Below are 14831 nucleotides of genomic sequence, written 5' to 3' on the forward strand. Positions count from 1 at the left end.
CACCCGTCAGGCGGGTCCGGAGTCCGATCGGCGCCGCGCCGCCCGGTCCGCCCGTGCGCGTCGTTCGAGGATGTCGTTGCGAACCCAACGGATCACCAGCGACATGGCGAGCGACAGGAACAGGAACGCCGCCGCGCCCAGGGCGTAGGAGATGAAGTCCGTCGGGATGAACGTCGTGCCGAGCACGAGCGCCGAGGGCGGCCACTGGTCCGCGAGTGCGGCCGGCACGCCCGTGGCCTGGAAGCACTCGATCGCCGCCGAGAAGCCGAACGCGCCGAGGGCGATCTGCCACAGCGGACGCCGTGGGGCGGCGAAGGCCAGGAGGAGCGCGACGAGCACCGTGTAGAGCGCGTTGGTCACGGGGTTCGCCCAGGCTGCCGCCACCGACCAGTGCACCGTCAGCCCGGCGACGATCGTGATGATGGCTGCGCCGAGGAGCAGCGCGCGCTTGAGCGAGGTGGCGGGGCGTGGCCCCTCGTCCGTCTGGTCGGGTGCGTCGGTCATGCTTTCGTCCTCCGGGTGCGTCGTTGTCGCCCACGGGCCCAGTCACGGGCCTCGGTTCCGGAGAGGGCGAGGATGATGGAACAGTCGACCGCGAAGCCGATCAGGTTGGTCTGCAGGGTCAATCCGCCGGCGCCGGCGACATAGCTCGCGGCGAGGGTGGCGATGGACGTCGAGCTGAAGGTCATGGCGAGCAGCCGCGCGAGATTGCCTCCCCGATGGACCCGCCAGGCGAGGACGAGGTAGCAGAGCGTCACCACGGCCGACAGGGCCAGCACGGCCCCGACCACCCACGGGATGAGGACGACGTCGTCAGCCGTCGCAGCTGTCGCGCGGGCCTCCGAGATGACCTGCTTCCAATCGGAGACCAGGAGGGCGCCGGAGAGCACGGTGGACAGCGCCGCGACGACCATGAGGACCACGCCGACGGTGGTGTCCAAAGGCCGCGGGTCGCCGGCCCGGATGAGGGAGCGCGTCGGGGGAGCGTCGGCGGCCGGCAGGGTCGCCGCCGGCGGCACGACCACGGCGCTGAGATCGATGATCGGCAGGTCGCCGTCGGTGACGATCGCGTCGCCTCCGCCGTTCCGCGAGTGGTAGCCGGTGGAGAAGTTGTCGATCACGGACGTCGACGCCCCGAGGTCCGCGGCCGCGATCGACGCGACGATGTGATCGCGTTCGTCGTCGACGTCGTCGGCGATCCGATGGGTCACCTGCAGGGTGAATACGCTGATGCCGACCGATCGGTCGTACGTCCCGGCGGCCAGCCAATCCGCCTGGTAGCCGCCCGGGAGCAGCCAACTCTCGGGGGTCGGCCAGAACCGGACGTGGTGCCGCTTCCCGGGACTGCCGTCGACCTCCTGCTGGTAGCAGAACGCCTGGGGACGACCGAACAGGTAGAGCGACGAGACGGGTGCCTCGGAGTAGCTGCGCCTGGTCAGCGTCGAGGTCACGATCCGCAGGTTCGCGCGCAGGCCGAGGTCGTCGGCGAGCGTCCAGCCCGCCGAGAGCATCGCCATGTGGATCTGCTCCTCCCGACCACGGAGGCCGAGGTTCACGGGATCACCGAGGATGCCCTCGCGCGTGCGAGTGCGTCCGATGAAGTAGTCGGGCAGGTAGACGCGCGACAGCACGGTGTGCAGGCGGGGGAGGATCAGGTAGGCGATGACGAGGTAGATGACGAGGATGAACCAGGCTTGGGCCCACCCGCGCGCGAACGCCTCGGTGAGCAGCACGTACGCCAGGAAGACGGCCGCAGCCGTGCCGAAGGCGAAGAACCAACCGTCGACGATGCGTGCGATCCGTCCGCGACGATCCTCGGACAGGCCGCTTGCGGGCCCGATGAGGTCGCTGCGGGTCTTCGTCACCCGTCCAGGGTAGGGCCTGGTGCATCCACGTGCCGGGTGCGTGAGTGGTGGGAGGATGGTGGGATGGACTCCGTCGCCCACATCACCGACCTCGCCGACTTCATCGTCGCCTCGCCCACCTCGTATCACGCGGTCGCGGAGAGTGCTCGGCGCCTCACGGCGGCCGGCTTCACCCGGCGGCTCGAGACCGAGTCCTGGGGCGGCGGCGCCGGCCGGTTCTTCGTCGAACGCGAGGGCGCGGTGATCGCCTGGGTGCAGCCCGAGCAGGCCCACGCCACGACGCCGTTCCGCATCCTCGGCTCGCACACCGACTCGCCGAGCTTCAAACTCAAGCCGAAGCCGACGACCGGCGCTCACGGGTGGCTCCAGGCCGCCGTGGAGGTCTATGGGGGACCGCTTCTCAACTCCTGGCTCGACCGCGAGCTCGAACTCGCCGGACGCCTGGTGACGCTCGACGGCACCGTGCACCTCGTCCGCACCGGCCCGTTCCTGCGCATCCCGCAGCTCGCCGTGCACCTCGATCGAGGTGTCAACGACGGCCTCGTCCTCGATCGCCAGCGCCACCTGCAGCCGGTGTACGGGGTCGGCGACCTCGCCCACGCCGACGTGCTCGCGCACCTGGCGACGATCGCAGGTGTCGACCCCACCGCGATCGCCGGGTACGACGTGCTCGTCGCCGACACCCAGGAGCCTCGGCGATTCGGTCTCGACGGTCAGCTGTTCGCCGCCGGACGCATGGACAACCTGACCTCGGTCCACGCCGGACTCGCGGCGTTGCTGGCCGCGAGCTACGGGGGAGCGACGGACGACGCCGGACACATCACGGTCTTCGCCGCCTTCGACCACGAGGAGCTCGGTTCGGCCTCGACGTCCGGTGCCAGCGGTCCGTTCCTCGACGACGTCCTCACCCGCATCGGCGCATCGCTGGGCGCGACGACGTCCGAACGGCTCCAGGCCTATGCGGCTTCCTGGTGCCTGTCAGCAGACGCCGGCCACGCGATCCACCCGAACTACCCGGAGCGCCACGACCCGGCCAACCGTCCGATCGCCGGTGGCGGGCCACTGCTCAAGATCAACGCGAACCAGCGTTACGCCACCGACGCCCTCGGGGCCGCACTGTGGGCCCGGAGCTGCGCCGCCGCAGGTGTGGCCTCACAGGACTTCGTGTCGAACAACACGGTGCCGTGCGGCTCGACCATCGGCCCGCTGACCGCGACGCGGCTCGGCATCCGGACGGTCGACGTCGGGACGCCGCTGCTGTCGATGCACTCCGCCCGCGAGCTGTGCCACATCGACGATCCGACCGCCCTGAGTGCAGCGGTCCAGGCGTTCTTCCGAGGCGCCTGAGCAGCGCCGCAGCAGGACATCCGCGCGGGAACAGGACGCCCGAAGGCGGACGGTCCTGCTGCGGCGCTGATCTCCGGCTGCGGGGCCGGCCTCAGCCCAGTTCGCGCAGTCGCAGACGACGTCCGTCGGGGCTCGCGTCCGGGTTCACCTCGACGAGGTCGGAGCGGGAGTTGATGAAGTCGCTGAACGAGCGGTAGCCGAGCGGCTTCTCCTTGAACGCCGGATCCATGCGGATCATCTGGTTCTTCACCTCGGCGTTCAGGAGCCAGTCCTCGTCGTCGTTCTTGGCGTGCACAAGGCGGAGCGCACGCACGAGGAGCTCGGTCGCCGCACGCTGTGCGTCGGGGCCGGAGGGGTCCGCGGTCTCGTCGTCGGTGTCGTCCAGGTCGTCGGCGTCGCGGTGGCTGAAGACCGGCTCGGTGAAGAGGCCGCCGATCCGCGGAGGTGTCTGGGCGACCGGTGCTTCGGCCGTCGGCGTGGACCCGGACGAGGCGCGACGACGCCCGCCGGACTTGGGCGTGGACTTCGGTGTCTCCTCAGCGGAGACCTCCGCCGTGCTCTCGACGGCGGCGGGGGTCCGGGGCGTGCGCGTGACGACCGGGCGGACGATCCCGGGGATGTCGTCGTAGTCGGAGAACTCGTCGCACGCCGCCATGAGGGCTCGGCTCGTCGCGCCTGCGACACCGATCCCGATGACGTGGCGTCCGAGGCGTCGGCAGCGCTGGGCGAGTGAGATGTAGTCGGAATCGCCTGCGACGATCACGATGTGCGTGAGGTCGGGGAGACGGAAGAGGTCCTCGACGACGTCGACGGCGAGGCGGATGTCGGCACCGTTCTTCATCGCCTTCGTCGTGGGGAACATCTGCGTCAGGTCGACCGCGCGGTCCACGAGGTCCTTCTGGTACGCGGAGTTGACCGGCTCGGACCAGTCGGCGTAAGAACGGCTGATGACGATGTTCCCGAACGACGAGGTGTAGTCGAGGATGGCGCCCACGTCGACGCGAGCGGCCTGCAGGCGCTCGGAGATCTCATCGCCTTCGGGTGCGGCGGAGGGCACGTGGGACCGCGCGCGATCCCGGCTGAACGCCGCCTTCCCGTAGAGCTGGTTGTAGCGCGAGATGACGATGTTGTCGAAGTCGATGTAGACCGCGACTCTGGGCGTTCCGGTTTCTGCCATGACTCCATCATCCTCTGGTGGCCTGCGAATCGGCGACTTCGTCGTCGGGCGGGGGAGCCCTCGGCTCAGAGGTGGCCGGTGAGCTTCCCGTGGAAGGCCGAGCTGCGTTCGTCGAGTCCGGTGAACACGACCTCCTTGCCGTGCGCGGCATACTTCTCCTGCACAGCATCGAGGACGGCGACGCTCGAGGCGTCCCAGATCTGCGAGGCGGTGAAGTCGACGACGACGTCCGCGGGATCGGCCGCGTAGTCGAACTGTTCGACCAGGTCGTTGCTGCTGCCGAAGAACAGGGGGCCGATGACGCTGTAGCGGACGGAGGCGGCGTCGTCCGCGAGGACCCGGCGGACGCGGATCACGTGGGCCACGCGCCGCGCGAAGAGCACCATCGCGAGGACGGCTCCTGCAGCGACGCCGATCGCGAGATTGTGGGTGATGACGACCACCGCGACGGTCACCACCATCACGACCGTCTCGGGGATCGGCATCCGTCGCAGGGTCGACGGGCGCACGCTGTGCCAGTCGACGGTCTTGATGGCGACGATCATCATCACGGCGGCCAGCGCGACCATCGGGATCTGCGCCATCACCGGGCTGAGCGCGGTCACGAGCAGCAGGAGGAAGACGCCGGCGATGAAGGTGGAGATCCTCGTCCGAGCGCGGCCCAGTTTGACGTTCACGACCGTCTGACCGATCATCGCGCAGCCGGCGATCCCGCCGTACCAACCGGCCAGGATGTTGGCGACGCCGAGTGCCCACGACTCGCGCCCCTTCGACGACGTCGTGTCGGTGATGTCGTCGACGAGTTTCGCCGTGAGGAGGGTCTCCATGAGCCCCACGAACGCGACGCTCAGCGCGGTCGGCCAGATGATGCCGAGCGTCTCGAGGTTCAGCGGCACGAGCAGCGCGGTCAGCCCGGGGAGGCCGCCGGAGACGTCGCCCTGGTCGCCGACGGTCGGCACGGCGGCGTGCGCGATCATCGTGATCGCGGTGACGACGACGATGGCGACGAGCGGCGCCGGCACCGCGGTGGTGAGCTTGGGGAGCAGCAGGACGATCAGCACCGTGATGACGAACAGCGGGTAGACGAGCCACGGGACGCCGAGCAGGTGGGGGACCTGGGCGACGAAGATGAGGATGCCGAGCGCGTTGACGAAGCCGATCATCACCGAGCGGGGGATGAACCGCATGAGTCGGGAGAGACCGGTGACGCCGAACACGATCTGGATGAGGCCCGCGAGGATCACCGCGGGGAGCAGGTACTCCACGCCGTGATCCTTGACGAGCGGCGCGACGACCAGGGCGACGGCTCCCGCGGCGGCCGTGATCATCGCCGGGCGCCCGCCGAGGATCGACATCGAGATCGCGAGGACGACGGAGGCGATGAGGCTGACCTTCGGGTCGACGCCGGCGATGATCGAGAAGGAGATGACCTCGGGGATGAGCGCCAGCGTCGTCACGATCCCGGCGAGGATCTCGACACTGAAAGCCCTGGGGTTCCGCAGGGTCGCGATGACGCCGGGGCTCGGGCGGACGGCGGTGCGCATGGGCGCGTCGGGCTGACTCACCGTGCAAGCCTAGGCGCGTTCACAACGCAGGACGCCCCGGCGAGTCGCTGCTCGCGCCGAACGGAAGGGCCGCGACACGCGGCGACCGTCCTGAGTCGTGAACCGTCGGTCAGCTCCGCAACCAGGCCTCGAGACCGTCCGCGCTGATCGGGAGCGCTGCGGAGAGGACCTCGTGGCCGGTGGCGGTCACGAGCAGGTCGTCCTCGATGCGGACGCCGATGCCGCGCAGCTCCGGCGGCACGGTGAGGTCGTTCGCGTGGAAGTAGAGGCCGGGTTCGACCGTCAGGACGGCGCCCGGTTGCAACGGCTCGTCGAGGTACCGCTCGTCACCGATGCGGGCGCAGTCGTGCACGTCGAGTCCGAGATGGTGGCCGGTGCCGCTCGGCAGGTAGCGGCGGTGCTGCTGGCCGTTCGGCGACATCGCCTCGTCGACCGACACCTGCAGGATGCCGAGGTCGCGGAGGCTCGTGGCGATCTGCTCGTAGGCCGTGTTCCGCATGTCGATGAACGACCGGCCGGGGCCGACCTGCGACATCGCGGCGCGGTGGGCCCGCTCGACGTGGTCGTGGACCTCGCGCTGGGCCGCGGTGTAGGACCCGCTCGCCGGGAAGGTCCTCGTGACGTCGGCGGTGTACAGCGAGCGAGCTTCGACACCGGCGTCCATGAGGATGAGGTGCTCGGGGAGGACCGGACCGTCGCAGCGCGTCCAGTGCAGCGTGGGAGCGTGTGGTCCGCTGCCGATGATGGTCGAGTACCCGACACCGTTGCCGAACGTGCGGGCGTGGCGCTCGAAGGTCGACTGCAACCAGCGTTCTCCGCCGAAATCGATGGCGGCGGACAGTTCACGCGCGACCGAGCGGAACCCGCCGACCGTGGCGTCCACCGCGGCGCGGAGCTGCGCGATCTCCCAGTCGTCCTTGACGAGCTTCGCGGCGGACAGGGCGATGAGGAGCGCTCGCGACGCCGCGAATCGACCGTCGACCCGGGGCTCCGGCGCGCCTGCGCGGAGCGCGTCGGTCGGCACGAGCGCGAGGGACTCGTCCAGCACCTCGAGCGAGCGGACCTCGATGCCGAGCGCCTCCGCCCACTGGGGGAGTCCGGCGGACGGGCCGATCCAGAGCTCGCCGCGCATGGCGTCGGCGTAGAACGCCTCCTCACCAGGACCGACGGGCTCGGCGAGGTACAGCGTCGCGTCGTGCCCACCGGCGGTCGGCTGCATGACGAGGACCGCGCCCTCCGCCTGACAGGAGGTGAGCCACACGAAATCGCTGTCGGGCCGGAACGGGAACTCGGTGTCGTTCGCGCGCGTCACGGCGCGTCCCGCGGTGACCACGAGCCAGTGGCCGGGGAACTGGGCGCTGATGACGTCGCGGTGACGCCCTGCGGCTGCGCCGGCACCCTCGGCGAGGTCGACGGAGCGGTCCACTGCGCCCCAGCCCGTCGCGAGGTACTCGCGGAACGCGTCGTCCCGGGGGAGTGGCTGGGTGCGGGGGTCGCGGAACTGCAGGCTGTCTGGACACATGGAGATCAGTAAGCCACCCGAGGTGGACGCCGTCAAGCTGCGGGTCCCGGAGCCAGCGGAACATCTCGTCCGTACCGTCTGATCCGGCGTTTCGTCCTGTCCGACCGGCTCAGGCGACCGGCGGGATGGACGGATCGTCGGCAGGTTGACACCTGTTCGGACGCCTCCGCAGAATGACGGCATGACAGGAACCGCCGACACCGGCACCAGCGCCACGCTCGACTTCAACCTCGATGCGAAGGTGTTCGACATGGTGTCGTCGTCCGCGAGCGTCGTCGACGCCGACGCGCCCACGCGATTCGTCTACCACGAGACGCACGGTGTGCTCTGGGGCGAATACGTCGGCGACACCGTCTCCGTCGGACGGTTCTGCGGGGTGCGCACCGGCGAACGCATCGACATCTCGTTCGTGCACCGCAATCGTGCCGGCGACCTGACGACGCGCGGCGAAGCGAGCTCGATCATCTCCCGCGCCGAGGACGGCTCGTTCGTCCTCACCGAGGACTTCATCGGCCCGGACGGGCAGGCCCACGTCAGCGTCTGTCGGGAGATCGCCGCCGCCTGAACCGGCCAGGGCCGGCGCGCCACCGACGCCCGGTCAGCGTCCGCGTCGCTCCGGCACCCGCTGGGCGCGCTCGTCGCTCGTGCGGACGAACCGCGTCATGCCGAAGCGCTCGCCGGAGTCCTCGACGCTCGTGCGCTCGGACCTCGTCATGCGGAGCGACACGTTCGACCGCTCCTCGTCCATGAGGAAGACGGTCGTCGTCGCCTTGATGGACGGCCACTGCGCGAGCCGGGTGGCGACCAGTTCGTGGATCGCCGCCACGTCGGGGGCCCGGATCAGCATCATCGCGTCGTGCTCGCCGGTCGTGACGGCGAAGTACTCCAGCTCCGGGACCGAGGACAGCCGCGCGCGGAAGTCCGCCCATTGGCTCTGGCGCAGCGTGATGAAGACCATGGCCGCGACACCGAGCCCGACCGTGGCCGGCTCGATCTCCGCGTGGACCCCCTTCAGGACGCCGGCGCGGAGCATCGCCTCGTAGCGCGAGTAGGCGTTCGAGCGGGAGATCCCGAGTTCCTCCGCGAGCGCGGCGACCGAAGCCCGCCCGTCCTCCCGGAGCAGCTCCAACATGCGGATGTGGGTGTCGTCGAGTTGCATCGATTGCTCCAAACGTCCAGATTCGGCGGTGGTCCTGGCGGTCGATTGAGAGGATATGGCAGATTCGCCGCGAAATCGAGACAATTCTTCTTTGGTAACGGCTTGTGGATTGACGAATGATCGCGTATCGCACTACTTTCAGCTCATCCCTCCAACCAGATAAGGAGCTCCACCTTGTCACGATCCTTCAGCCGCACGAGCCGGCGCGGCATGGCGGCCCTCGGCCTCGCCCTCGCCGCCGGCCTTGCGCTCAGCGCCTGCTCCCCCTCAGGTGGCTCCGATGACAGCGCGGGCAAGTCGCTCGTCGTCGACGCGTCCTTCGACCTCAAGACCGCCGACCCGAACCGCGAGTACGAGACGACCGGCTCGATCGTCGCGAAGGCGCTCTACGAGACCCTCCTCACCTTCAAGGGCGACGACGTCACCGCCCCCGTCGACGGCCTCGCGAGCTACGAGATGAACGCCGACAACACGGTGATGACCCTCACGATGAAGGACGGCAAGAAGTTCTCCGACGGCTCCGACGTGACCGTCGACGACGCGGTGTTCTCGCTGCAGCGCGTCCAGGGCGTGAAGGGCAACCCGTCCTTCCTGCTCGACGGCGTCACGATCGAGAAGACCTCGGACACGACCCTCACGCTCACCTCGGCGACGCCGAACCCCGCCCTCCCGTTCATCCTGCCGAACCCAGCCCTCGGCGTCGTGAACAAGAAGGTCGTCGAAGAGAACGGTGGCAGCGCGACCGCCGACGACGCGGCCGAGTCGTTCCTCAACACCACTTCCGCGGGCTCCGGCCCGTACAAGCTCGAATCCTTCGACGCCGCCTCGCAGGTCGTCTTCACGGCGAACCCCGAGTACACGGGGACCAAGCCCGCGTACGAGCGCGTCGTCCTCCGCAACGTGCAGGGCCCGACGCAGAAGCTCAACGTCGAGGCCGGTGACTCGCAGGTCGCCCTCGACCTGAACCCCGACCAGGTCTCCGAGCTCGACGACTCGAAGGTGAAGATCATCGCGAACCCCTCGCGCTACATGATCTTCCTCATGCTCAACCAGGACCCCGCGATCAGCGACATCACGAGCAACCCGAAGTTCCTCGAGGCCGTCAAGCTCGGCATCGACTACGACAAGATCGTCGACCTCGCCGGCGACGGTTCCGTCCGTCCCGGTGGCTTCATCCCCTCGATCTTCAACGGGGCGCTCGACGCGGCCGACGGCAACCAGTTCGACGCCGATGCGGCGAAGGCGGCCCTCAAGGAGTCCGGCTACGCCGGCGAAGCCGTCACGCTGAACTTCCCGAACGACATCACGGTGCAGGGGCTCTCGCTCCAGAGCATCGCCGAGTCGGTCCAGGCGCAGCTGAAGTCGGTCGGCATCACCATCACGCTCGCCCCGGCTCCGGTCGCCACCGAGCTGGACGCCTACCGCGACGGCAAGGAGACCGTGGGTCTCTGGTACTGGGGCCCGGACTTCCCGGACCCGTCGAACTACCTCGCGTTCACGCCGGGCGAGCTCGTCGGCCTCCGCGCGGGCTGGCCGGCAGGCGCCGACCCGACGGTGACCGACCTCGCGAACGCGGCGCTCGCCGCGACCGACACGGACGCCCGTGCCGCCGCGTACCAGGACCTCCAGAAGGCGCAGAACGCGAGCGGACCGTTCATCCCGCTCCTGCAGCCGGCGCAGAACGTGGTCACCGCGACCACGATCACCGAGGTTCCGCTGAACCCGACGTGGACCGTCGATCTTGCCGGAATCAAGTAGCGTCACACCGACGACGTCCAGCGCGCGAGCGGGTCTCCACCCGCTCGCGCGCTACCTCGGCATCCGGCTCGGACTCACGGTCCTCCTGATGTTCGGGGTGACGCTCGTCACCTTCACGCTGACCAACCTCGTCCCCGCGGACCCCGTGCAGGCGGCGCTCGGTGAGCAGGCCGCAGCGGATCCGACGATCGTCGCGCAGTTCCGCGAGAACGCCGGCCTCGACAAGCCATTGCCCGTCCAGTACGTCACCTACGTCGCGAACCTGTTCCAGGGTGACCTCGGGACCTCGCAGCAGACCCGCGGCGCCGTCGCGGACGAACTCGGTCGTGCCTTCCCGGCCACGGCCGAACTGGCGCTCACCGCCATCGTCATCTCGATCATCATCGGCGTCGGTCTCGGCATGTGGGCCGCGCTGCGACGCAAGACGATCACCGACCAGGTCATCCGGGTCGTGAGCCTCATCGGCATCTCGGTGCCGTCGTTCTGGCTCGCCCTCGTCGTCTACTTCGTGTTCTTCTCCCAGCTGCACTGGTTCCCGGGCTCCGGGCGACTCTCGCCCGCGGCGATCCCGCCGCCGAAGGTCACCGGGATGTACACGATCGACGCGTTGCTCGCCGGCCAGTGGTCGACCTTCGGCGACGCCATCGCCCACCTGATCCTGCCCGCCTCGGTCCTGGCGCTCTACACGATCGGCCTGCTCACCCGCTTCGCGCGGTCGGCGATCCTCGAGGTGCTCGACCTCGACTACGTCCGGGCAGCGCGGGCGAAGGGCCTTCCCGGCCACGTCGTCGTGACCCGCTACGTCCTCCGCGGGGCGCTCGTCCCCATCATCACCGTGCTCGGCGTCGCCTTCGGTTCGCTGCTGTCCGGGACGGTCCTCGTCGAGAAGGTGTACTCCTGGCACGGCCTCGGCGAGTACGCGTACTCCGCGGCGACCAAACTCGACCTGCCCGCGATCATGGGCGTCGGGCTCATCGTCGGCTTCGTGTACATCGGCCTGAACTTCCTGGTCGACGTGCTGTACGGCTTCATCGACCCGAGAGTGAGGGTGGCATGACCGACGTCCTCGCCGTCCAGACCAAGCGCAAGGGCCGCCTCCGCATCTCGAAGCAGCTGCGCACCCCGCTCGCCGTCGCGGGTGGTGTGATCGTGCTCTTCTGGCTGCTCGTCGCGGTGCTCGCGCCGTGGATCCGGCCGTTCGACCCGCTCGCCCAGGACTTCGACCGGCTGCAGGCCCCGAGTGCCGCGCACTGGTTCGGCACCGACCAGGTGGGCCGCGACGTCCTGTCCCGGGTCGTCAGCGGCGCGCAGGTCTCGATCCCGCTCGCCCTCATGCTCGTGATCTTCGCGATGCTCATCGGTTCGCTGCTCGGGGCGATCGCCGGCTACTTCGGCAAGGCCCTCGACGAGACCATCATGCGGATCGCGGACCTCGTGTTCGCGTTCCCGACGATCATCCTCGCGATGGTCATCGCGGCTGCGCTCGGCCCGAGCCTCACGAACGCCGTCATCGCGATGCTCATCGTGTCGTGGCCGGCCTACGCCCGAGTGACGCGTTCACTCGTCATCGGAGCCAGGGGTGCCGAGTACGTCATCGCCGGTCGTCTGCTCGGCAATGGACCGTTCACCTCGCTCGGCAAGGACATCCTGCCGAACGTCGTGTCGCCGGTCGTCGTGCTCGCCACACTCGACGTCGGTACGGCCATCCTGCTGCTGTCGGGTCTCTCGTTCCTCGGCCTCGGTGCCGTCCCGCCGACGCCGGACTGGGGGGCGATGGTGTCCGACGGGGTGCAGAACTTCTCCTCCTGGTGGATCGCGGTCTTCCCGGGACTCGCCATCCTCACGGTGGTGCTCGCCTTCAACTTCCTCGGCGACGCCCTCCGCGACGCCCTCGACCCCCGGTCGCAGGAAGCCGTCCAGGGGCGCGCGCTGTGAGCGGCGCACGCGGTGCGAGCGACCCGAAAGGACGCGACATGACACAGGCAGCAGGCGGTGGTGGCGGGATCGTCATCGAGGGGCTCACGCTCGGCTTCGGTCGCGGCGCCGCCGCCAAGCAGATCCTCCGCGGCATCGACCTCGAGGTGCCCGCCGGTCGCATCACGGGGCTGGCCGGTGAGTCGGGGTCCGGCAAGACCATGACCGGGCTCGCGATCTGCGGGCTCCTGCCGGCCGGCGCGGACCTCGGCGGCAGCATCCGATTCGACGGCACTGAACTCGTCGGGCTCAAGCAGCGCACCATGAACCGGTACCGCGGCACGGAGATCGCGATGATCTTCCAGGACCCGACCGCGAGCCTGCACCCCATGCTCACGGTCGAGGCCCAGCTCGTCGACCACTACCGGCACCACACGGGAGCCTCGAAGGCGGCCGCCCACGCGCGGGCGCTGGAGATGCTCGGCCTCGTCGCCGTCCCGAACCCGGAGGCGGCGCTGCGCAAGTACCCGCACCAGTTCTCGGGCGGGCAGCTGCAGCGCATCGCGATCGCCTCGGCGCTCATGTGCGAGCCCTCGGTGCTCATCGCCGACGAACCGACGACAGCCCTCGACGTCACGGTCCAGGCCGGCATCCTCCGCCTGCTGCGGAAGCTGTGCGACGAGCTCGGGATCGCGATCATCCTCGTCACCCACGACCTCGGAGTGATGTCGGCGCTCGCCGACACGATCGCGGTCATGCGGCTCGGCGAGATCGTCGAGCACGGCAGCCGGTACCAGGTCATCACCGATCCGCAGCACGAGTACACCAAGGCGCTCATCGACGCGCTGCCCGACACGGGAACGGAGGCGGCGTCATGACGCTGCTGCACCTCGACGACGTCCACGTGACGTACAAGCTGCCCGGTCGCGGCACGCTGAACGCGGTCGACGGCGTGAGCTTCGACCTCGAGCCGCGACAGGTGCTCGGCCTGGTGGGGGAGTCGGGCTGCGGCAAGTCGACCCTCGCGCGAGCGGTCTGCGGGCTGGAACCGACCTCGGGTGGCGCGATCACGTTCAACGGGACGCCGATCGGCAAGCTGGGTCTCCGGAAGCGCGCACCGGAGCTGCTGCGGATCCAGATGGTCTTCCAGAACCCGTACGCCTCGCTGAACCCGCGCCGCACGGTCGGGAGTCAGATCGAGGACGGCCTCCGGGTCAACCCGGTGCGCGACGCCTGGGACGTCGGTCAGCTGCTCGAGCACGTCGAGCTCGACGCCGCCAGCCGCACCCGCTACCCGCACCAGTTCTCGGGTGGCCAGCGGCAGCGCATCGCGATCGCCCGGGCCATCGCGGCGGGCCCCGAGCTGCTCATCGGCGATGAGCCGATCGCGTCGCTCGACGCCTCCCTGCAGGCACGGGTGGCGAAGCTCATGCGGAAGCTGGCGGTCGAGACGGGCGCGGCGCTCCTCTTCATCAGCCACGACCTGTCCGTCGTGCGGGTCATCGCGGACGACGTGGCGGTCATGAGCGCCGGTCGCATCGTCGAGCACGGTCCGGTCGACCGCGTCTGGTCCGACCCGCAGGACGCCTACACGCAGCGGCTCCTCGCGGCGATCCCGGTCGTCGACGGACTCGGCACCCTCCCCGGCGCCTAGCCGGACCCCTGCTCCGTCCCTGTCTCAGGAGCGTCTCGGCGTGTCGGGTCCCCCGCGCTCGACACGCCGAGGCGTTCCTGAGTCAGGGAACGGGTCAGCGGAGGGTCGGCGGGCCGACGGGGCCGGGGGAGTCGTCGATGAACGGGCGGTCGATCGTTTCCCGGACGAGCAGTTCGAGGAGGCGGAACGCGCCGACCGCTGCGAGCTGGACGAGGAGGAGCGGCCCGAGGAGCGCACCGGCGTAGGGCAACCAGACGAGGAGTCTCCGCTCCTCCCGCCAGCACACGGCGAGGACCGCGGGTGCCACCGCGAGACCGAGCCAACCGGGCGTCGGAGCGCCGAGCACGGGCGTGACGAGTCCGATCGTGGCGACCCAGACGGCCAGGACGCCGAGGACCGACTGCCCGATCAGCACGGCGGCGACGCCAGGAGCGTGTCGGACGTACCGTTCGACCGACACGACGGCCCACATGAGCCAGGCCCGGAGGAGCGGCACCCGCTGGTGGCGGAGGCCGACGCGGAACTGTCGGTCGTCCTCGAACCGCTGCTCGAGTGCTTGGTCCGGCGGGAGCCCGAGCGCGAGGAGTGCCCGGTGGTCGTGCACGACGGCCGGCGCGGATTGCCGGCCGTAGCTGCCGATGAAGCTCCACAGGACGCCCGGGACGGACGCGAGGTCGGTCCATCCCTCCGCCCGGCCGCCGTCGTGCCCGTCGTCGGACGCCGGTGCCCACACGACGGGACCGTCAGGGGCGTGCTCCTGGAACCCGATCCGCCGCTCGAGCCGGAACCGGCGTCCGGTCGGGGGGATCTGCGCCAGATCGATCCGCTGCAGCGGCTGCTCATCGTCGTCGAGGTAGGGCATGCGGACAT

Annotated in this window: 14 protein-coding genes; 7 read left to right on the forward strand and 7 right to left on the reverse strand. The window is 69.7% G+C overall.

Annotation, left to right across the window (positions count from 1 at the left end):
* Nucleotides 1-6: 6 nt before the first annotated feature.
* Nucleotides 7-504 (reverse strand): ribosomal maturation YjgA family protein, encoded by a 498-nt coding sequence (locus IFT89_RS00520; protein WP_124767802.1) that lies wholly within the window; start codon nucleotides 502-504, stop codon nucleotides 7-9.
* The gene (locus tag IFT89_RS00525; protein WP_307783354.1) at nucleotides 501-1865 is read right to left on the reverse strand and encodes an LssY C-terminal domain-containing protein; all 1365 of its coding nucleotides are present in this window, start codon (nucleotides 1863-1865) and stop codon (nucleotides 501-503) included. The genes IFT89_RS00520 and IFT89_RS00525 overlap by 4 nt, the downstream gene beginning before the upstream one ends.
* A gap of 63 nt (nucleotides 1866-1928) precedes the next feature.
* On the opposite strand from IFT89_RS00525, the gene IFT89_RS00530 reads away from it, so the two are divergent.
* Nucleotides 1929-3212: a M18 family aminopeptidase gene (locus IFT89_RS00530; protein WP_202937914.1), complete on the forward strand. Its 1284-nt coding sequence runs from the start codon at nucleotides 1929-1931 to the stop codon at nucleotides 3210-3212.
* Nucleotides 3213-3303: 91 nt separating this feature from the next.
* Here the strand turns inward: IFT89_RS00530 and IFT89_RS00535 are convergent, their stop codons facing one another.
* The 3 genes from IFT89_RS00535 to IFT89_RS00545 form a co-directional block, all read right to left on the reverse strand.
* A complete protein-coding gene (locus tag IFT89_RS00535; protein ID WP_192019996.1) occupies nucleotides 3304-4389 on the reverse strand; it encodes an NYN domain-containing protein in 1086 nt (361 codons plus the stop codon).
* 65 nt (nucleotides 4390-4454) lie between these two features.
* The gene (locus IFT89_RS00540; RefSeq protein ID WP_124770051.1) at nucleotides 4455-5933 is read right to left on the reverse strand and encodes a SulP family inorganic anion transporter; all 1479 of its coding nucleotides are present in this window, start codon (nucleotides 5931-5933) and stop codon (nucleotides 4455-4457) included.
* A 130-nt stretch (nucleotides 5934-6063) separates the two neighbouring features.
* A complete protein-coding gene (locus tag IFT89_RS00545) occupies nucleotides 6064-7476 on the reverse strand; it encodes an aminopeptidase P family protein (RefSeq protein ID WP_202937915.1) in 1413 nt (470 codons plus the stop codon).
* Nucleotides 7477-7657: 181 nt separating this feature from the next.
* Between IFT89_RS00545 and IFT89_RS00550 the strand changes: the two genes are divergently transcribed.
* Nucleotides 7658-8041: a hypothetical protein gene (locus IFT89_RS00550; RefSeq protein ID WP_198425018.1), complete on the forward strand. Its 384-nt coding sequence runs from the start codon at nucleotides 7658-7660 to the stop codon at nucleotides 8039-8041.
* A 33-nt stretch (nucleotides 8042-8074) separates the two neighbouring features.
* Here the strand turns inward: IFT89_RS00550 and IFT89_RS00555 are convergent, their stop codons facing one another.
* The gene (locus IFT89_RS00555; RefSeq protein ID WP_079003723.1) at nucleotides 8075-8635 is read right to left on the reverse strand and encodes an Lrp/AsnC family transcriptional regulator; all 561 of its coding nucleotides are present in this window, start codon (nucleotides 8633-8635) and stop codon (nucleotides 8075-8077) included.
* Between the two features lie 174 nt (nucleotides 8636-8809).
* Between IFT89_RS00555 and IFT89_RS00560 the strand changes: the two genes are divergently transcribed.
* The 5 genes from IFT89_RS00560 to IFT89_RS00580 are packed head-to-tail and all read left to right on the forward strand — an operon-like array spanning nucleotide 8810 to nucleotide 13961.
* The gene (locus tag IFT89_RS00560) at nucleotides 8810-10393 is read left to right on the forward strand and encodes an ABC transporter substrate-binding protein (protein ID WP_197977346.1); all 1584 of its coding nucleotides are present in this window, start codon (nucleotides 8810-8812) and stop codon (nucleotides 10391-10393) included.
* Nucleotides 10377-11450 (forward strand): ABC transporter permease, encoded by a 1074-nt coding sequence (locus IFT89_RS00565; RefSeq protein ID WP_244650514.1) that lies wholly within the window; start codon nucleotides 10377-10379, stop codon nucleotides 11448-11450. Before IFT89_RS00560 ends, IFT89_RS00565 begins: the two co-directional genes overlap by 17 nt.
* The gene (locus IFT89_RS00570; protein ID WP_079704282.1) at nucleotides 11447-12328 is read left to right on the forward strand and encodes an ABC transporter permease; all 882 of its coding nucleotides are present in this window, start codon (nucleotides 11447-11449) and stop codon (nucleotides 12326-12328) included. The genes IFT89_RS00565 and IFT89_RS00570 overlap by 4 nt, the downstream gene beginning before the upstream one ends.
* Nucleotides 12329-12366: 38 nt before the next feature.
* The gene (locus IFT89_RS00575) at nucleotides 12367-13185 is read left to right on the forward strand and encodes an ABC transporter ATP-binding protein (RefSeq protein WP_202937916.1); all 819 of its coding nucleotides are present in this window, start codon (nucleotides 12367-12369) and stop codon (nucleotides 13183-13185) included.
* Nucleotides 13182-13961 (forward strand): ABC transporter ATP-binding protein, encoded by a 780-nt coding sequence (locus tag IFT89_RS00580; RefSeq protein WP_079003721.1) that lies wholly within the window; start codon nucleotides 13182-13184, stop codon nucleotides 13959-13961. The genes IFT89_RS00575 and IFT89_RS00580 overlap by 4 nt, the downstream gene beginning before the upstream one ends.
* Nucleotides 13962-14055: 94 nt before the next feature.
* Here the strand turns inward: IFT89_RS00580 and IFT89_RS00585 are convergent, their stop codons facing one another.
* Nucleotides 14056-14823, reverse strand: a complete 768-nt coding sequence (locus IFT89_RS00585) for a DUF1353 domain-containing protein (protein ID WP_202937917.1) — start codon at nucleotides 14821-14823, stop codon at nucleotides 14056-14058.
* Between the last annotated feature and the right edge of the window lie 8 nt (nucleotides 14824-14831).

The sequence above is a fragment of the Plantibacter sp. CFBP 13570 genome, assembly GCF_014841395.1.
Taxonomy (GTDB): Bacteria; Actinomycetota; Actinomycetes; order Actinomycetales; family Microbacteriaceae; genus Plantibacter; species Plantibacter auratus.

Bases quoted from the DNA above. Each gene is read 5' to 3' on its own strand.
- IFT89_RS00570 (WP_079704282.1), top strand. From the start codon at position 11,447: ATGACCGACGTCCTCGCCGTCCAGACCAAGCGCAAGGGCCGCCTCCGC.
- IFT89_RS00555 (WP_079003723.1), bottom strand. From the start codon at position 8,635: ATGCAACTCGACGACACCCACATCCGCATGTTGGAGCTGCTCCGGGAG.
- IFT89_RS00585 (WP_202937917.1), bottom strand. From the start codon at position 14,823: ATGCCCTACCTCGACGACGATGAGCAGCCGCTGCAGCGGATCGATCTG.
- IFT89_RS00540 (WP_124770051.1), bottom strand. From the start codon at position 5,933: ATGCGCACCGCCGTCCGCCCGAGCCCCGGCGTCATCGCGACCCTGCGG.
- IFT89_RS00575 (WP_202937916.1), top strand. From the start codon at position 12,367: ATGACACAGGCAGCAGGCGGTGGTGGCGGGATCGTCATCGAGGGGCTC.
- IFT89_RS00580 (WP_079003721.1), top strand. From the start codon at position 13,182: ATGACGCTGCTGCACCTCGACGACGTCCACGTGACGTACAAGCTGCCC.
- IFT89_RS00550 (WP_198425018.1), top strand. From the start codon at position 7,658: ATGACAGGAACCGCCGACACCGGCACCAGCGCCACGCTCGACTTCAAC.
- IFT89_RS00520 (WP_124767802.1), bottom strand. From the start codon at position 504: ATGACCGACGCACCCGACCAGACGGACGAGGGGCCACGCCCCGCCACC.
- IFT89_RS00545 (WP_202937915.1), bottom strand. From the start codon at position 7,476: ATGTGTCCAGACAGCCTGCAGTTCCGCGACCCCCGCACCCAGCCACTC.
- IFT89_RS00535 (WP_192019996.1), bottom strand. From the start codon at position 4,389: ATGGCAGAAACCGGAACGCCCAGAGTCGCGGTCTACATCGACTTCGAC.
- IFT89_RS00530 (WP_202937914.1), top strand. From the start codon at position 1,929: ATGGACTCCGTCGCCCACATCACCGACCTCGCCGACTTCATCGTCGCC.